The organism is Desulfosporosinus orientis DSM 765, from assembly GCF_000235605.1.
GTDB classification, from domain to species: Bacteria; Bacillota; Desulfitobacteriia; order Desulfitobacteriales; family Desulfitobacteriaceae; genus Desulfosporosinus; species Desulfosporosinus orientis.
The window spans coordinates 2,236,803-2,252,328 of the sequence record NC_016584.1 but is presented as its reverse complement, the minus strand read 5'-3'; the positions used below and the strand labels follow the sequence as shown (position 1 = coordinate 2,252,328).

The window sequence follows — 15,526 nt, the reverse complement described above, 5'->3', positions numbered from 1 at the left end:
ATAATCAGTGCCCAGCGGCAAAGTACCGCTACATGCACTAAATATACTTTTGAATCATGGCCTCAATATTTTCGGGAGTTGCATCGTCCTTAACAAGCTCTTCCACCTTTTCCCCGCCCTTGTAAATCGCAATAACAGGCAGGCCCAGAATCTTCTGGCTGATCGCTAAACGGCGCGCAGCGGTGGTGTTTAGTTTCGTGAACTTGATCTTGTCGCCATACTTTTCGCTGAAGCCCTCAATATGCGGCAGCAGAGCCTTGCAGGGCTCACAACCGTCACCGAAATAATCGACCAGTACAGTGCCCTCCGCCTTCAAAACTTCGGCTTCAAAGGATCCCTTGTCCAATAACAGCATGTCGTTCTCTCCTTTTCTTTTAACTTTATTCTTAACAATATTTAAGACATTTGTGTGGTTAATGCTCTAGATATTTTTCAACCGTCATGGCAGCAATCGCTCCGTCCGCTGCCGCGGTGACTACTTGACGCAGTGTTTTGATGCGGATATCTCCCACTGCAAATACGCCAGGTACATTTGTACGCATCTCTTCATCAGTTTTGATATAACCGTTTTCCATTTCCAGTACGCCCTCAAATATAGACGACTGCGGCAGGAACCCAACAAAGCCAAACACACCAAAGGTACCATCTTCTTCATTAGCAAACACTTCGGTCAATTCGCCGGTCTTAATATTTTTGACCACCATGCTCTCCAACAGGCCTTCGCCCTTCAGCTCCTCTACAACGGTATCCCACATAAATTCAATCTTCGGGTTGTCAAAGGCCTTTTCCTGAATGGATTTTGCTGCACGCAGTTCATCACGGCGATGGATGATCGTAACTTTGCGCCCAAATTTTGCAAGATATAGGGCTTCTTCTACAGCGGTATCGCCGCCGCCAACCACATATATATCCATATCCTCGAAGAAATTGGCATCACAGGTGGCACAATAGGATACACCCTTGCCGATCAGCTCCTTCTCACCCGGACACCCAATCGGGCGCGGGAATGCGCCGGTCGCCACAATAATGGTCTTAGAGTGATATTCACCGTGCAAACCCTTGACAACCTTGACATCACCGGAAAAATCCACACACGTGATGGTATCCTGCGCGCGCTCCACACCGAACTTTTCTACCTGTTTGGTCATACGCGCCACCAGCGATGCGCCGGACTCTTCGTCTAAACACCCAGGATAGTTTTCAATCTCCGAAGTGATGACAATCTGGCCGCCATCCTTCTGCTTTTCGATCAGCAGCGTCTTTAGTCGAGACCTGCCTGCGTACAGGCCGGCGGAAAGGCCTGCCGGGCCTGCCCCGATAATAATAACGTCATAAACCTGCATACTGTTTCTCCACCATTCTTTTCATAGTTTTGTTTATGCCTATAAAATCTACAACAAAATACGATCTTCGCCGGCGCGCTTTGTCAGCTTCTCCTTATCGAAGCGTTCCAACAACAACAGCGCATATTTACGGCTCGTCTGCAGCCTGTCGCGGAAATCCGACAGCTTGATCACCCCATGTGTGGCCGCGAGCTCTTTGGCGATCTCTCTGGAAGCCTGGTATAGCTGCCGGTCAATCACAAACTGCCCATCCAGCGCCATTAGCGTATCCTTCAGCAAAAATTCCATCACCTGCAGTTTTTTTTCATAATTTCCCACAAGCTCCGGCAGGCTTGGCAAGGTATAGCCGCATTGACGAACCTGGCCCTCCAGTTCCGCACGAATTTCCTGCTGGCGTGACGAAAGCCGCGGGCTGAAATCAGCGATTGCCACCAGATTGTCGGCTACTTTCACCACGTTTCTGGATTCCAAAAGGGAGAGCAGCAAAGAAAACTCTTTATCCCCTCCGGCGAAAGTCTGGCGTGATTGCAGCTCTGCCTTGGACATTCCCCTGCGCAATGTGTAGGTCTGATGATAGTTCTGCAAAAGACCCATCACTTCTTTACGAAACACACCAACACTTTCGGGATGTATGAAGAGATCCTGCAGCCGGATCAGCCGTCCGGCTGCCAGCAATTCCTGCAGTGTTTCCTCAAACGATGCCAGACATACCAACCTGGTCAGCATATTTTTGGTAAGCAGCGGATGCACCCGCACAAAGGTCTCCAACATATCAGGTGCAGAGCCGGCATCCTTCAGTCGTACGTTGTCCAAAATCTCCTGTGTTACCTTGGGGTACCGCAGCGCAGTCGGATCAACTACCTTGCCGCCGCCAATGGTTTCGACCGGCGAAATTGTACGTAGAACAAAAGGATCTCCCTTACGCACCACCGCCTCCTGCTCAAACAAGATCTGCCCATACGCCTCCTGGCCTGCACTCACCTGCCTAACACCGAATGGGATAATTTTCACAATCAGCTCACGAGCACCGATATACAGTTTCAGCCGATCCATTTTCTTAACTGTAAAATGCGCGTCGCTGCTCAGGCTGAAACGAACATCCATCACCTTTGTCGCAAAGACCGAATCTTTTTTGGCAATGACACAGCCACGGCTTACCTGTGTCGTTGCGATACCTGCCAGATTGATCGCCGTGCGTTGTCCGGCACGGGCCTCACACACATTCTGCTCATGTATTTGCAAATTGCGAACCTTGGCCGGGAACCCTTGCGGATAAATCGCTACCTCATCGCCAACCTGTAATTTCCCACCTGATAAGGTTCCGGTGGCTACCGTGCCAAATCCGTTAACAGAAAACACTCTGTCTACGCTCATTCTGGCGTCCTTTTCCACACTGCGGCGGTCCGTCTGTACCGCCATACCATCCAGGTGGCCGACCAAAACGTCAATCCCTTTGCCGCTAAGTGAATCCACCTCGACCAGCGGTGCATCCCGCAGGAAGGTATCCTTTAAATACTCTTTAGTGTCTTCAAGAACTAATTCCTTAAGCTCCTCATCTACCATGTCAATTTTTGTCAAAACAACAATGCTCCGTTCGATATCCAGATAGCTTAGGATATCGATGTGTTCTTTTGTCTGCGGCATTACACCTTCATTAGCGGCAATGACCACCATGGCAATATCAATGCCGCTGGCACCTGCCAGCATATTTTTTATAAAGCGTTCATGCCCGGGTACATCCACAATACCGGCGACTTTTCCGCATGGCAGTGTAAAATATGCAAAGCCCAGATTAATCGTAATACCTCGCCGTTTTTCTTCTTCCAGTGTGTCTGTGTCCCGCCCGGTCAGTGCTTTTACCAAGATTGTTTTTCCATGGTCAATATGGCCTGCGGTTCCTATGACAATACTCTCCATGTCTTCAACCCCGCACAACGATGTTATTGTCACCCCGAAAATTGGTGGCCCGAGCAATACGCCTCATTTAAGACCACGGCTTACCCGAGCCATATTGGCGGAAGCATATGGGAATCGAACCCACCCACGGCACTCAATGCCGCAACACGGTTTTGAAGACCGGTAGGCACACCAGTTACCTTTCTGCTTCCATAGTCGATTGTCTACAATCAACAATCGATGAAGTCATTATAACCCCTTAAACAATTACTTGACAAATGCTTTTTTAAATATTTTAGTACATACTTTATTACGATTGTCTATTAGTATAAACGCAAATATTCGTTCTATATTAATAGTTTTCGACAATTATAAGTATTCTATTAATCTATATTAGGTAATCATTTCCAAACCTGCCTGCATTCAGAATCCATATTGGGATCTTAAATAATTAAAATATAAGTTTACTACATCATTAAAAAATTATATTGTACATATTCAAACATCAATCATATAATTCCTTCAGATGAATTATATGGATAAGCAGTTAGAATAAGGGGGACAAAAATGAAGAAAAACCTATTACCCGCAATCCTTTTGATGGTTTCTCTGGCCTTAAGTTTAGTGGGGTGTTCCAACTCAACAGGAGCTGCAAAGCCTGCCGAGGACGGCAAAGACCAATTCAAATCAGAAATGAAATTTTACGGCTCAACAACCTTAGCACCCGTCCTATCCCAGTTATCCACGAATTTTAATGAGCACTACGGAACTTGGGATAAAGTTGACAGCCAATTTGATAAAAAGGATATCGCCATCTACGTATCCGGTGCGGGTTCAAGTGCCGGGGTCAAATCCGTGATTGATGGGGTCAGTGACTTCGGTATGGCTTCCAGGCAGGTATCCGCTGAGGAAAAAGCCAAGATCGAAGGCTATCAGGAATTCAAGCTAGGCATGGATGCTTTAACTATTTCCGTGAACCCTAAGAACAATCTGACTAAATTAAAAGACTCCCTGACCAGCGACGAAATCAAAAAAATATTCTCCGGGGAATTTAAAACTTGGCACGATGTGGATTCTTCCTTGCCGGCAGCGGAAATTGTGGTCGTCACCCGGGATATCGGGGGCGGAGCCCACGAGGTTTTCCAAAAAGCGATTATGGGAGACACCCAGGTCCGGGCTGATGTCATCCAAGCCCCTTCTATGGGAGCCTTGGTTACTAAAATCATGGAAAATGAAAATGCTATAGGCTACGCTTCCTATGGCATGGTTAATCAAAACAAAGGAAAACTGACGCCTTTTAAAGTTGACGGGATAGAGCCGTCTGCGGAAAATATCTTAAATGGTACCTACAAAATATCCAGACCTCTGATTGTCCTTAAAAAAGGAACTATGCTGCCTCAAGAAAAAGCCTTCATGGATTATGTTGTTTCCGGGGAGGGAATGGATGTCATCGAGAAATTGGGCTTTGTCCCCAATAAATAACAGCCAATAGGGTTAGCAAAAATTCAGAGGCCACGTAGCCTCTGAATTTTTTATACTAATCAGAAAGTATAACTTTTCGTTACATACTGCAAGAAGAGTAATCCGTGCGAAAACAGTGTTTTCGTGGGCGCCAGCCAAGTTTTCTAATCAGACGGGGTGTTTTATGAATCAGACATTGGAAAAACTATTCAGCTTTTTGAGCAGGCTCTTTACGGCTTTCTCTGCAACTCTGCTTTTCCTGGTAATTATTTTTATTGCCCGGGAAAGCCTGCAGATTTTCCAGGAAGTCAATTTCTTGGACTTTATCAGCGGAATCAGCTGGAATCCCTTGGCCTCTGAACCCAAAGTCGGTATTCTGCCCATGATTTTAGGAACAATTTATGTCTCTATCGTTGCCATCCTAATCTCTATGCCCATAGGTATCGGCTGTGCCTTGGAATTAGCGGCTCTTGAAAATGAACGCCTCAAGAGCTTTTGCACTTCCGTCTTAGGAGTGCTGGCGGGAATCCCCTCCGTTATTTATGGCTTCATCGGTCTCTTGGTTGTCGTGAAATTCCTTGAGAATAGGCTCCTCCTGGCCGCCGGTGAATCCATCCTTAGCGGAGGAATTGTTCTGGCCGTCATGGTTTTACCCTACATCGTTCCCACCGCCGCCGAAACCATGGAAAAATCCTACAGGAAATATAAGGAAACCTCTCTAGCCTTAGGTGTTTCCAAGAGCTATATGTTGAGAACATTAATCCTGCCCCAAGCCAAGGGCGCCATATTAACCGCCATGATCTTAGCCTTTTCCAGGGCTATGGGAGAAACTATGGCTGTAATGATGGTCATCGGCAATTCACCTATTCTTCCCCGACTCCTCGGGAAAGGCGAAACCATTCCCGCACTGATCGCTTTGGAAATAGGGACTGCAGGACTGGGAAGCCTGCATTACCATGCCCTCTTTTCCGCAGGGTTTGTCCTGATGATATTCCTGATTTTCCTGAACGCTCTTTTTTATTTGATTAGAAAGAACTCACCTGAAAATCTCCGCTAAAAGACAGAAAGGAGGGGAAGAAATCAATGAGGGCAAGAAATGTAATGTTAAGGTTCTGGTCTGTTTTAAGCACAGTTCTCTCCCTAGGCCTGCTGGTTTTTTTATTAGCTTTTGTTTTTATTAAAGCTCAAGGTGTTATAACTCCCAACTTTATTTTGACCAAACCGGCAGGCTTTCCCGTGGGCTCGGCTGGAGGAATCTGGCCGGCCATTGCCGGAAGTCTGCTGGTAACATTGATCGCCGGTCTCTCTGCAGGTATCCTGGCCTTTTTTGCGGCAGTCTATATGGTCTTTTACTGCAAAAGTCTCCGGATTCTGCTCATACTTAACCTAATTATTCAATGCATTGCCGGTATTCCCTCCATTGTCTTGGGACTTTTCGGCTATGCCTTTTTAGTGATTAAGCTGAAACTGGGTTTATCCCTCCTGGCTTCCGGCCTGACTCTGGCCATTATGATTTTTCCCTTTATTCAAATCAGGCTGCAAAAACTATTTCAGGAGACCGGCAAACAGCTTCTGGAAGCTTCGGCTTCTTTAGGCGTCAGCCAAGCCTACACCATCTTTAACTTGCTCTTGCCCCTGTATAGAAAGCAGATTCTTGCCATTGTCACCCTAGCCTCTGGTTTTGCCATGGGGGCTGCCGCTCCGGTCATGCTGACAGGTTGCATGATGAATGCTCCCGTACCCAAGTCCATAACCTCGCCCTTTATGTCTTTGCCCTATCACCTTTATGTCCTGATCGGTCAGGGAATCTCCTTAGAATACGCTTACGGCACTGCTTTCATTTTGATGGTCTTAGTGTTGGGCCTTAATTTACTGGCGGCCTTACCCGCTATACTGAGAATACGAGGAAGATCATGAACCAGCACCTAATTCTGAAGAATTTAAGTGTCGCTGTCGGTACTGTGGAAATACTAAAAACCGTAAACCTGGCCATTCCCCCAAATAAAGTATTAGCGGTTATCGGCCCTTCCGGCTGCGGCAAAACCACCTTGCTCAGGACTATCAACCGGCTCATTGAGGAAGAAAGCCAGGCCAAAGTATCCGGTGAGATCCTTTTCAAGGGTAAGCCCATCCAGCAGATACCCCTGGCTAAATTACGAAAGGACATTGGACTGGTTTTCCAGCAGCCCCTGCCCTTTCCTATGTCCATATATAATAATCTGGCCTATGCTTTGAAATATCATGGTGTAAAAGGTAAAAGCAGCTTAGCTGAAATTATTGAAGCAACCTTAAAATTGTGCGGTCTCTATGAGGAAGTCAAAGATCATTTAACCATGTCTGCCCTTAAGCTTTCAGGGGGCCAGCAGCAAAGACTCTGTATCGCCCGCTCTTTATGTGTGGAACCCGAAGTTTTATTGATGGATGAGCCCTGTTCATCCCTGGATATCCATAATACGAAACTCATTGAAGACTTGATCTTAAAACTCTCCGCCCACTATACCATCGTTATTGTCACTCATAATTTACAGCAAGCCCGAAGAATTGCCGATTACACAGCTTTCTTTTTGGAAGGCAGGCTTATAGAGATGAATACGACCAAGGAATTTTTCACAAATCCCCAAGCCGAAGCAAGCAAACAATACCTGGAGGGATTATTCGGCTAAGCGTGCCCGTTTACATCCCCCTGCAAATGATAGAAGAATTCTTACTTTTCTTCCAACTCCACTGTTTTTCTCAGCAGCCCTAAACATATAATCAGCACCAGGTAGCCCAGAAGGCCCCCTAATGTATTTAAAATAACATCATCGATATCCGCCGTCCCAAGTTTTGAAATTAGCTGTATTCCTTCCAGGACAGAACTTATAAGCAAGGTAGTAATCCCAATGGCTTTGGCACTTTTGAGCTTATTAAAAGCAAGGGGCAGGAGAAATCCCATCGGCATAAAAGCTAATACATTCCCAAACAAGTTAAAAAACCAGATATCAATGTTATCGTCATTAACCGTTCTCATATATGTCATGATTGTTTTGAATGGAATTACATTAAACCGCAGATCCTCCGCAGAAAACCTAAAGTATTGACTGTAAGCAAAAAAGAAAAGCCGGTACAGCAGATAGCTAAAATAAACAAGAAAAAGCACCCCTGCAATTTTTCGTACGATCTTATTTAAACTGGCAGGCATATCAATGTTCCTCATCTTCTCTTTTCCTATTTATTTAATATCATAGTTCCGAGATGCCAAAGATCTGTTTCAAGTGATGCTCCAGGTGTCCCAAGTAATCCTGAACCCACTCCAAGAGAGTGCATGATTTATTGTCACCTAGATCGCACACATAGCCCAGTTTCTCATCCGGTATCTTTGAAATAACTCTAAGGATATGTTTATTTAAAACCGTCCAGAGGGAAATAATCTCATCCAGCGGCATGCCATGATAATCCTGCATCAATACCCAGTTGTTTTGGTCATAAGGCACTATCACAAAGGGCTGCTTCTCAAACTGAATTCTAATGAGCCTGTGACAATTGTTGCTTGCAGAATCACACAAATGGCCCATGATTTCCTTTTTCGACCACCCGCCATCTTTGCGGGCTGAAAATTCCTGCTCCGAATACTGTCCGGCCTTTGCCGGTACTGTTTGAATTAAGTAGTTAAGCCTTTCGTTAATATCTCTCATATTCTCACTCTTCCTTCTCATCTATATTTGTTCGTAAAATATCAACACTTTGCCCCCATTTTCCGAATTATTTATAGAAGGTTTTTCCATGTCAGATACCCCAACTGAGTCACTGGTGACGCTTTTGACCTATTTACTCCGGGTAAAGCCTAAGAACCTTGTCCCTTGAAATCTAAGCATTCCAGAGTCATTATCGGCAAGCAGACCATACTCGCGGCCATTTACCATAAATTCCATTCGATCCCCGCTTTCGACCTCAAAGGTAACATAATAAGTCGTACTGGAATGACTATGATGTGTCCCGGTTTCTCCCACACCGCCGTGAAAACTACTTGAGGTATTCGTTCTCTTCCCTGTAACCTTGGCCGTTATATCTAATACCGGCTGTGTGTTGTTGTATTTCCATTGTCCGATTCCCTTTACTATTCCGAATATAACTATGCCGAATACTAAGACAAAAAATATCATCATAAACCCCGGCATTACATTAAACATTAAACCCGATAGACCATTAGCAAACAACATAAAGCCACCCCATTAATTTCATTCTTTTAAGGTATTCGCTTAGACAGATTCTGTTATTACAAAAGTATATCCATATACCAAACCTCTGCAGCCCCTCTCCATTTGCTCATACCTTCCTAAACATCTCTCAGAATATCTCCCTAAAATATCTCTATTCCTCACCGGCATTACCGGTACCAACTGTTTATGACACTAATACTTTGATCACTTGGATAATAATTCTTAAACTCATCATCTTTCCCAATGGCAAATACAGAAAAACCTAGAATCCAGCTCTCTTTTTCAAAGACTTCTTTATATGCTTGAAAACCATTGGCCTGTTCTTGCCCATTGACTATTTTAGATGGCTCCGGGTCCCAGGGATGAACCGCCGCCATATTCCGTTTGGGAAAGCCTAGTTCTCCGAAAAAAACTGGCTTATTCCATTGCGTCGATAGTTTCTTGAGTTCATCATAAACATTTTGGTGCCTTTGGAATATTTGAGTACTGTAAATGGAGCTGACCAAATTTTTCACAGTGTTGGTCTCTTGATCGGTTAATTCAAAATACGCTGCCACTGATATGAAATCTACCTTTTCCAAGACGGGATTATTCAATTTAGCTGTGTAGGTGTCATATAATCCGTTCTTCTGCGTATCCCACTCGGCTGTATACCACCAGTTGGTTTTATAAGTGATACGACCGGGATAAGCCGATCTGACAAAATCAGCAATGCCAGCCCAGGCTTTATATTCCTGTTCAAATTGATCAAAATTCGATCCTATACATAGGGCGTAAACTTTATACGGCTTAGCTATCTCCCGGATCAGTGGGGCGAGTACTTCCTGTTCCCAATTAGTGAACCATTCGTTTTTATTACTAGGATTCAATTGCGTCTCATAAAGTTCACCGTTTTTTATGTAGGGATAAGGCTCTAGAATAATATTAATTCCGCGGAACCTTAGTTTTTTAATTAACTGAATTGCCTTCTTTTTGCTTTCTTCGTTTATCACCGCCCCATTAGCAGTTAAGGAGGGAATGTCGATCCGAACCGGTACGTTAACTGTGTTTAATCCCAGGCGCTCAACGTCCAGCAAAGCCTGTTCGATAGTGTAATCAACAGAAAGATTTCCTGATTTTATCTTTTCACCCCACGGGGTAATAATCCTATTTTTCTCATACTGCTTTTCTATATAAACGATATCGATTAAAATTTCTTTCACAAAGATTGCTGCAATGATCAATACCGTTAAGGCAATATACCTTAGTTTATATCGTTTTAGAGATACCGAAAATCCTCTTGTCACTCAAAAATCCTCCAAAGACGAATTATCACTTTCTCAGATCCAGCTGGATATCAGCGAACTTGCTTCCCCCTTGATCAAGTCAGTAACTTCCTGTGCTTTTTCATTAATATTAAATGTCAGAGATTTATCCTTTGAGCCCATATACTTTATTATAGTCTTCAATAGACATTACCCTAATTTCCATATCCTCTCCTCCTCAAAGCCTACGAAAAGTCATCTTTTTGCCTAGAAGACTTCCGAGTTTTGATATTCCTCTAAGGACTATCACCGCCGCTATCGATATAAAGAAAATTATTGCGGGCATCACCGGCAATCGATAACGAGCTCCGGAAACCACCGTAATCATACTCACAACAAAACTATAATAAAGAGTAAACAGCAGCAAAAAGCTGTATTTCTTTAAATAGAAAATACTAAGCAATGCCCCGGCCAGTCCCAGGCAGAGGTACCACTTATCCAGCTGATAACCAATCATCTTATAGCCTTGCGCTTCCGGAAGGGCTACCGGACGCCAGAATAAATTAATCTCTTTAGCCAGCGTACGCCCCAGAAACTGCACAGGATGCTTAACAATATAAGTTACTGCCAGTTGCTTATATTCCTTTTCCTGTTCTAAAACCGGTTGTTTATCGATACTTGCTTTCACTTCCGGATCAAAGCTTGATTGATCAAAAGTAAAGTATTTATCCGTGATAGTTAAGGGATTGTTTCCTAAGTAAAATTCACAGGAACCGTAATTTGAAACCGGAATAAAATGATGATATTTGATCCCATTACGTATCCACCAAGGGCTCATAACCAAAATCGTCACTATCACGATGAGGCTGAAGTCCCGGAGGGCAGTTTTTAAATGCCAGCTCTTCAGCCAAAAAATCCAAATCCCCAAGACCGGAAAAAACAGTAAAAGCAGCGGGCGGACCAGATTGGAAACTCCAATGGCTGCCCCTAAAAGCACTATAGTTCTCAGCTGTGAGCGTTTAACCTGTTTTGAATAGAGCGCTAAGAAATACAGGAAAAGTAAAATCGTAAAAACGTAGGTAGTTTCTGTGAGAACGTACATTCCCCAAGAAGCAAATAAAGGATATCCCAGAGTGAGGCCAAAGGGAATCCATGCATATTTTTTGCCCAAAAGGAGTTCCCCGGTTTTATAGGCAATAACTGCACTGCCCGCACTAAGCAGGGCCTGGAATACAACAACCATCTCATAATTTTTAAAGCCAAACATACCATAGACCAGAGCCAAGAGCAAAGGATAGATTGGCCCAACCACATACTCCCGGGTTAGAGGCAATTCTTCAACGATATGATCAGCCCCTTCAGCAAAATTGGCTGTATTAATCAATCCTTTTCCATGTAAAAAGTTTTCAGCGATGTTGGAATAGGTCAATCCATCCGGCGAAATAAAGAACTTGACGCTATATGAATTAATATAAATGAATTCAACAGCTAAGGCGATTAAAAATAAACATAAGGGAATTACCAGCCTGCTATATTTCCTCGAATACATAATGGAGCCTCCAAGAATTTATGAACTTGTAATTCAAACTATTTCCACAATACCTACTTTAAATCCAGAGAACCATAACCCCAAGGCTTACCATACCATTCCACACTATAGTCCGGGTTGGCAATCTTGACCTTGGCTTTGTCCAAGAGAAATTCTCCGTAATCGTTCCAAGCATTGCTGATTTGATAGGTGTCTAACTCAGGCAGCTTATCAGCCATTACTTTATTAAATTGATTTCTCATTCTGCTAATTGTCATAAATTGAGCAGTTTTATCGATACGTTGATTGAGATAATCTTCCTCCGATTTAAAGCCAAACTGTTTATAAACTTCGTCAATGTATTTAATGTTTTGACTATATTTTTTCCAGGCCTCTTCATCTTCCCTCAGGGCTTGATTAGTTGATACATTACTCTCTGCCAATATTTCTTTAGCCTTACCCATAGAAACCTCATGTCCAAGTTTCATTGCCTCTTGGAAAAAGATTTCTTGCCTTAATAAAATATTAAATGCCTCATTATAACTAAGATCCTTGGTTGTCATTCTTTCCATTGACTCCAGATATCTGTTTTGTTCAGGATTTAATTCTTCTTGAGGGTTACTTAACGATTGGATTAACGCATCTTTTAGGGTCAAACTATTTGAATCTGGCGAATATAGTTTATTGGCAATAGCAATCGTCATTTTTCTTTCTGTTAACGTTTGTTCAATGTCCCCTGTAGTAATGGTTTTGCCATTAACTGCGGCAACCACATCTTCGGGATATTTTTCCTGAGCGCATCCCACTGAAATAGATAAACCTAAAATTATTATTATGACGAAGAATGTTTGTAATTTCATGTCTTGCTCCTCCAGGTTTGTTCTTTAGTAAATCAGGCTTACACTCTTTGCCCTACTCATGTCTTAAGGTAATAATTGGCACAAACAACCCTCAATCACTATATCCTATAAGTAGAAATATATCTCATCCAACCTCCGGCAATCTTCCCTCCAGTGACCAAATCCAAATTCGTCAGCGCTGACGAATTTGACTACGATTTCAACGACACGCACTTCTTTTTGGCCTTCCGGATTCTCTGTCTGCAGCTTAACCCTAGTTAACATGAGATAAGTCTCAGCAAAAAGACTTAGGCATTTTAAGATATATTTCAACACGACTATAACAATTCCTTTAGAAATTTCTATATTTTCATATTCTTACCTTTCAAAACCATTTTTTTCAGACTGCGGAATCCCATCCTTCAGATCTCAGCAACATAAAAACAGAAGTCCTCCCTTCAAAGAGAAGAGAAAACTTCTGTTCAAGAATGAACAATTTTATTCCATTGGTATTAATTAATTGCGCCAGCCTAATGTCCTGAAGAGGGCAGTGGCAGCTTCGGCACGGCTGACTTTTTCTGCAGGTGCAAAGGTTTGTCCGTTAACCTTGATCATACCGCTGCTGGTAGTGATGGCGACATAGCCTAAGACATCCGCACTGATTTGGTCAGCATCTTGGAAGTCGACTTTATAAATATTCTTAAGTTCTGCAATTCTGTTCAATTGAATGTAACGCAGCAGAACTTTTGCTAAAAGCTCACGGCTGACCGGATCTCCTGGTTTAAGGTCTTCCTTCAGCCAGCCCAGATCTTTGACTTTTTCCATGATTTCTTGATCTGTAAGATTACTATTTCCCCATAAACCATAGCGGCTTAAATACATGGCCCGGAGCAGTGAATCAATGCTCATGCTTTCTGAGGGTTTAAAGCTGTTCCCATAATCCCCAAATAAGCCTGCCTGACCGAGTACGGTAATCTCCTGAGCACCATCAACTCCATTTAGATCTGTGAAATCAAATGGCTTAGGCCCTTTTTCAATAGGCTGGCCCTGATAATCCAATAATTCTCCGGTTTTAGCGTCCAAAATATTAGAATTGGCAACACCACGATACTGCGCAACGGGAAGATAAACCAACCGCAACCCCCCCGGTATCCCATTGGAATAGATGCGAACATAGGACAAGGTCAAAGGGCGTTCCATCAGGAAAGAACCCACCGCCTTTTCTTTGCTAAGAACTCCGGAAACACTCGGCAAATTATAGTCAGCCCAGTCGAGTTCAAAATTAGTGATAATTCCGGTCACAGGATCGACATTGACAATCATCCCGTTTGCCGGAAAACTAACTCCATTGACCACCCGACGATAATTAAAGGCCTGGTTATTCGCCGGTTCCGGAGGTATTTTACTGAGCAAGGCATCGTCTTCTTGATCTATAGCAACTTCCTTGAAGCGTTCAGGCTGGACACGATTTAAAAATTCCTCAGCCAGTTTTTGAGCAGCAGCCCGGTCCAGCTTAACTTCATTATTGCCTGTCTGTGAATTGGAAAGGGAAAACCCAAGCAACTCGCCATTTTTAGCGTCAACCCTAGCACTTAAATATTGAGGAGTTCCGTCTTTCTTATCCGTGCTGTCAGTATTACTCCAGTCAAAGCTCCAAATACGCTGATCAGCATTGCGCCAATCTTTGCTTAAATTTGCACTGCGCAAGGTCAAGGAAGCAGGAACGTCAATCCAGCGCTTCACCGCTGCAATAGCTTCATCTTGCTGCAGGAGTTTCTCAGTCCGTTCAACTTCTTGACGTTCTTCAGGAGTCAGCACTTGCCCATTTGAGTTCATGCTGGATCTATCTGCCTTAGCACTGCCCATGCCACCGACTCCAAGAGAGTCTGCAGAGAGCCACTCCCCTGGTCTCAACTGAATCGGCTGACCTGTGAAAGCATCAATTGCGCCTCCGTTTTCCGTGTGGAATTCGTATACAAGCTTGGCATCCTGCTTTTCCCCGGCTGCCAATATTCTGTAGGACGAGGGAATCCAGTATTCCAATTTAAAGAAGGGGGCCTTTGCAAAGGCCTGTTGTGCCTGGTCGGCATTAATGACGCCATTGGCATCAGGGGCAGTAACCTCGTTCCAAGTCAGGTTATAGGAAGTAATGTGTCCGTCCGCGCTTGAAACTTGTACATTTGCTCCGTTGCTGAGGAAAGGCACACCATTAATGAGTCTCTGATATTGCAGGGAATAATTGAATGGACCATAGCCTAAAGGCAAAATTTCCTGATCATTAGGAACAAACTTTAACTCCTCTGCCCGTTTCCCTAACAAACGGCTTAACAGCTTGTCACTGATTTCTTGAGCTCCTTCTTTTGTGATCGCTGGGATCAGTGAACTATTGGTGGATTGATCTTCATTGTTCCAATAATTCATGCTGACAATATCCCCGTTGACAGCATTAACCTCAGCTGCAAACTCTCCTGGTTGTTCCGCTGTACCGCTCCAACGCAAAGCCCAAACTTGCCTGTCATCATAAGTATTGTAACTCGAAGTAAAGTCAGTATAGTCACTAGGCACTTCGAAATTTGCCTTAACGATCTGAATAGCTTTTTCCAGATTTATTTGCGGCTTAGCCAGGCCTCCAACTGCTATCATATTCGTTTCACCAGCCAAAGCCAGGGGTGAAACCGCCGGTACCAGCAAAACAGCAACTACAAACATGGCCAGGAAAGAGCGCCACGTTTTTTTCATTCTTATCTACCTTCCTCTCTATATTCTCTTTGTTATGCTAGTTCTAAATCAGCTCACTACATTCCTCCTTTATTAAACAAACTTGCAAAGAAATTAAGGATAAATCCCCAATCATGATCTTTACGTAATCTATAGACGCTTTATTCTTCTGTTTCTGACGAAAATTTTTTCGATAATAACACTAATTATTCGACAACGATTAAAACCATAGAATTATAAATCCTGGCTGGCACCTTAACCCGACTTTCGTTTCATAGAAAGTTTAACCATTGGTATA

General features: G+C 43.6%; 15 protein-coding genes and 1 tRNA gene. 4 read left to right on the top strand and 12 right to left on the bottom strand.

All coding sequences use genetic code 11. The features are described from left to right. Nucleotides 1-37: 37 nt before the first annotated feature. From trxA to DESOR_RS10365, 4 genes are all read right to left on the bottom strand, one after another. Nucleotides 38-355, bottom strand: coding sequence for a thioredoxin TrxA (gene trxA / locus DESOR_RS10380; RefSeq protein ID WP_014184555.1), 318 nt, complete (start codon nucleotides 353-355; stop codon nucleotides 38-40). Between the two features lie 58 nt (nucleotides 356-413). Beyond that, on the bottom strand, nucleotides 414-1,343 hold the full coding sequence (gene trxB / locus DESOR_RS10375; protein ID WP_014184554.1) for a thioredoxin-disulfide reductase: 930 nt from the start codon (nucleotides 1,341-1,343) through the stop codon (nucleotides 414-416). Nucleotides 1,344-1,391: 48 nt separating this feature from the next. Beyond that, complete coding sequence (gene selB / locus DESOR_RS10370; protein ID WP_042331058.1) at nucleotides 1,392-3,260, bottom strand: selenocysteine-specific translation elongation factor; 1,869 nt, start codon at nucleotides 3,258-3,260, stop codon at nucleotides 1,392-1,394. Nucleotides 3,261-3,355: 95 nt separating this feature from the next. Next, nucleotides 3,356-3,451, bottom strand: a tRNA-Sec gene (locus DESOR_RS10365). Between the two features lie 355 nt (nucleotides 3,452-3,806). Between DESOR_RS10365 and DESOR_RS10360 the strand changes: the two genes are divergently transcribed. The 4 genes from DESOR_RS10360 to DESOR_RS10345 all read left to right on the top strand — a co-directional run bounded on the left by DESOR_RS10360 (nucleotide 3,807) and on the right by DESOR_RS10345 (nucleotide 7,363). Then, the gene (locus DESOR_RS10360; RefSeq protein WP_014184552.1) at nucleotides 3,807-4,721 is read left to right on the top strand and encodes a phosphate ABC transporter substrate-binding protein PstS family protein; all 915 of its coding nucleotides are present in this window, start codon (nucleotides 3,807-3,809) and stop codon (nucleotides 4,719-4,721) included. Nucleotides 4,722-4,884: 163 nt separating this feature from the next. Next, nucleotides 4,885-5,757 (top strand): phosphate ABC transporter permease subunit PstC, encoded by an 873-nt coding sequence (gene pstC, locus DESOR_RS10355; RefSeq protein WP_042331056.1) that lies wholly within the window; start codon nucleotides 4,885-4,887, stop codon nucleotides 5,755-5,757. A gap of 26 nt (nucleotides 5,758-5,783) precedes the next feature. Then, complete coding sequence (locus tag DESOR_RS10350) at nucleotides 5,784-6,617, top strand: PstA family ABC transporter permease (RefSeq protein WP_014184550.1); 834 nt, start codon at nucleotides 5,784-5,786, stop codon at nucleotides 6,615-6,617. Then, on the top strand, nucleotides 6,614-7,363 hold the full coding sequence (locus DESOR_RS10345) for a phosphate ABC transporter ATP-binding protein (RefSeq protein WP_014184549.1): 750 nt from the start codon (nucleotides 6,614-6,616) through the stop codon (nucleotides 7,361-7,363). Before DESOR_RS10350 ends, DESOR_RS10345 begins: the two co-directional genes overlap by 4 nt. 41 nt (nucleotides 7,364-7,404) lie before the next feature. Here the strand turns inward: DESOR_RS10345 and DESOR_RS10340 are convergent, their stop codons facing one another. The 8 genes from DESOR_RS10340 to DESOR_RS10305 all read right to left on the bottom strand — a co-directional run bounded on the left by DESOR_RS10340 (nucleotide 7,405) and on the right by DESOR_RS10305 (nucleotide 15,249). After that, nucleotides 7,405-7,896: a VanZ family protein gene (locus DESOR_RS10340; protein ID WP_242832487.1), complete on the bottom strand. Its 492-nt coding sequence runs from the start codon at nucleotides 7,894-7,896 to the stop codon at nucleotides 7,405-7,407. 25 nt (nucleotides 7,897-7,921) lie between these two features. After that, nucleotides 7,922-8,374, bottom strand: coding sequence for a DinB family protein (locus tag DESOR_RS10335; RefSeq protein ID WP_014184547.1), 453 nt, complete (start codon nucleotides 8,372-8,374; stop codon nucleotides 7,922-7,924). Nucleotides 8,375-8,503: 129 nt separating this feature from the next. After that, nucleotides 8,504-8,869: a DUF2500 domain-containing protein gene (locus DESOR_RS10330; RefSeq protein ID WP_345788331.1), complete on the bottom strand. Its 366-nt coding sequence runs from the start codon at nucleotides 8,867-8,869 to the stop codon at nucleotides 8,504-8,506. 197 nt (nucleotides 8,870-9,066) lie between these two features. Next, the gene (locus tag DESOR_RS10325) at nucleotides 9,067-10,185 is read right to left on the bottom strand and encodes a glycoside hydrolase family 113 (protein WP_014184545.1); all 1,119 of its coding nucleotides are present in this window, start codon (nucleotides 10,183-10,185) and stop codon (nucleotides 9,067-9,069) included. A 196-nt stretch (nucleotides 10,186-10,381) separates the two neighbouring features. Beyond that, nucleotides 10,382-11,692, bottom strand: a complete 1,311-nt coding sequence (locus DESOR_RS10320) for a glycosyltransferase family 39 protein (RefSeq protein ID WP_014184544.1) — start codon at nucleotides 11,690-11,692, stop codon at nucleotides 10,382-10,384. A gap of 53 nt (nucleotides 11,693-11,745) precedes the next feature. Further along, entirely contained in the window at nucleotides 11,746-12,531 is a 786-nt protein-coding gene (locus tag DESOR_RS10315; protein ID WP_014184543.1) for a hypothetical protein, read from the bottom strand. Nucleotides 12,532-12,636: 105 nt separating this feature from the next. Further along, nucleotides 12,637-12,795: a hypothetical protein gene (locus tag DESOR_RS29325; protein ID WP_158309024.1), complete on the bottom strand. Its 159-nt coding sequence runs from the start codon at nucleotides 12,793-12,795 to the stop codon at nucleotides 12,637-12,639. A 231-nt stretch (nucleotides 12,796-13,026) separates the two neighbouring features. Then, nucleotides 13,027-15,249: a YcdB/YcdC domain-containing protein gene (locus DESOR_RS10305; protein WP_014184541.1), complete on the bottom strand. Its 2,223-nt coding sequence runs from the start codon at nucleotides 15,247-15,249 to the stop codon at nucleotides 13,027-13,029. Between the last annotated feature and the right edge of the window lie 277 nt (nucleotides 15,250-15,526).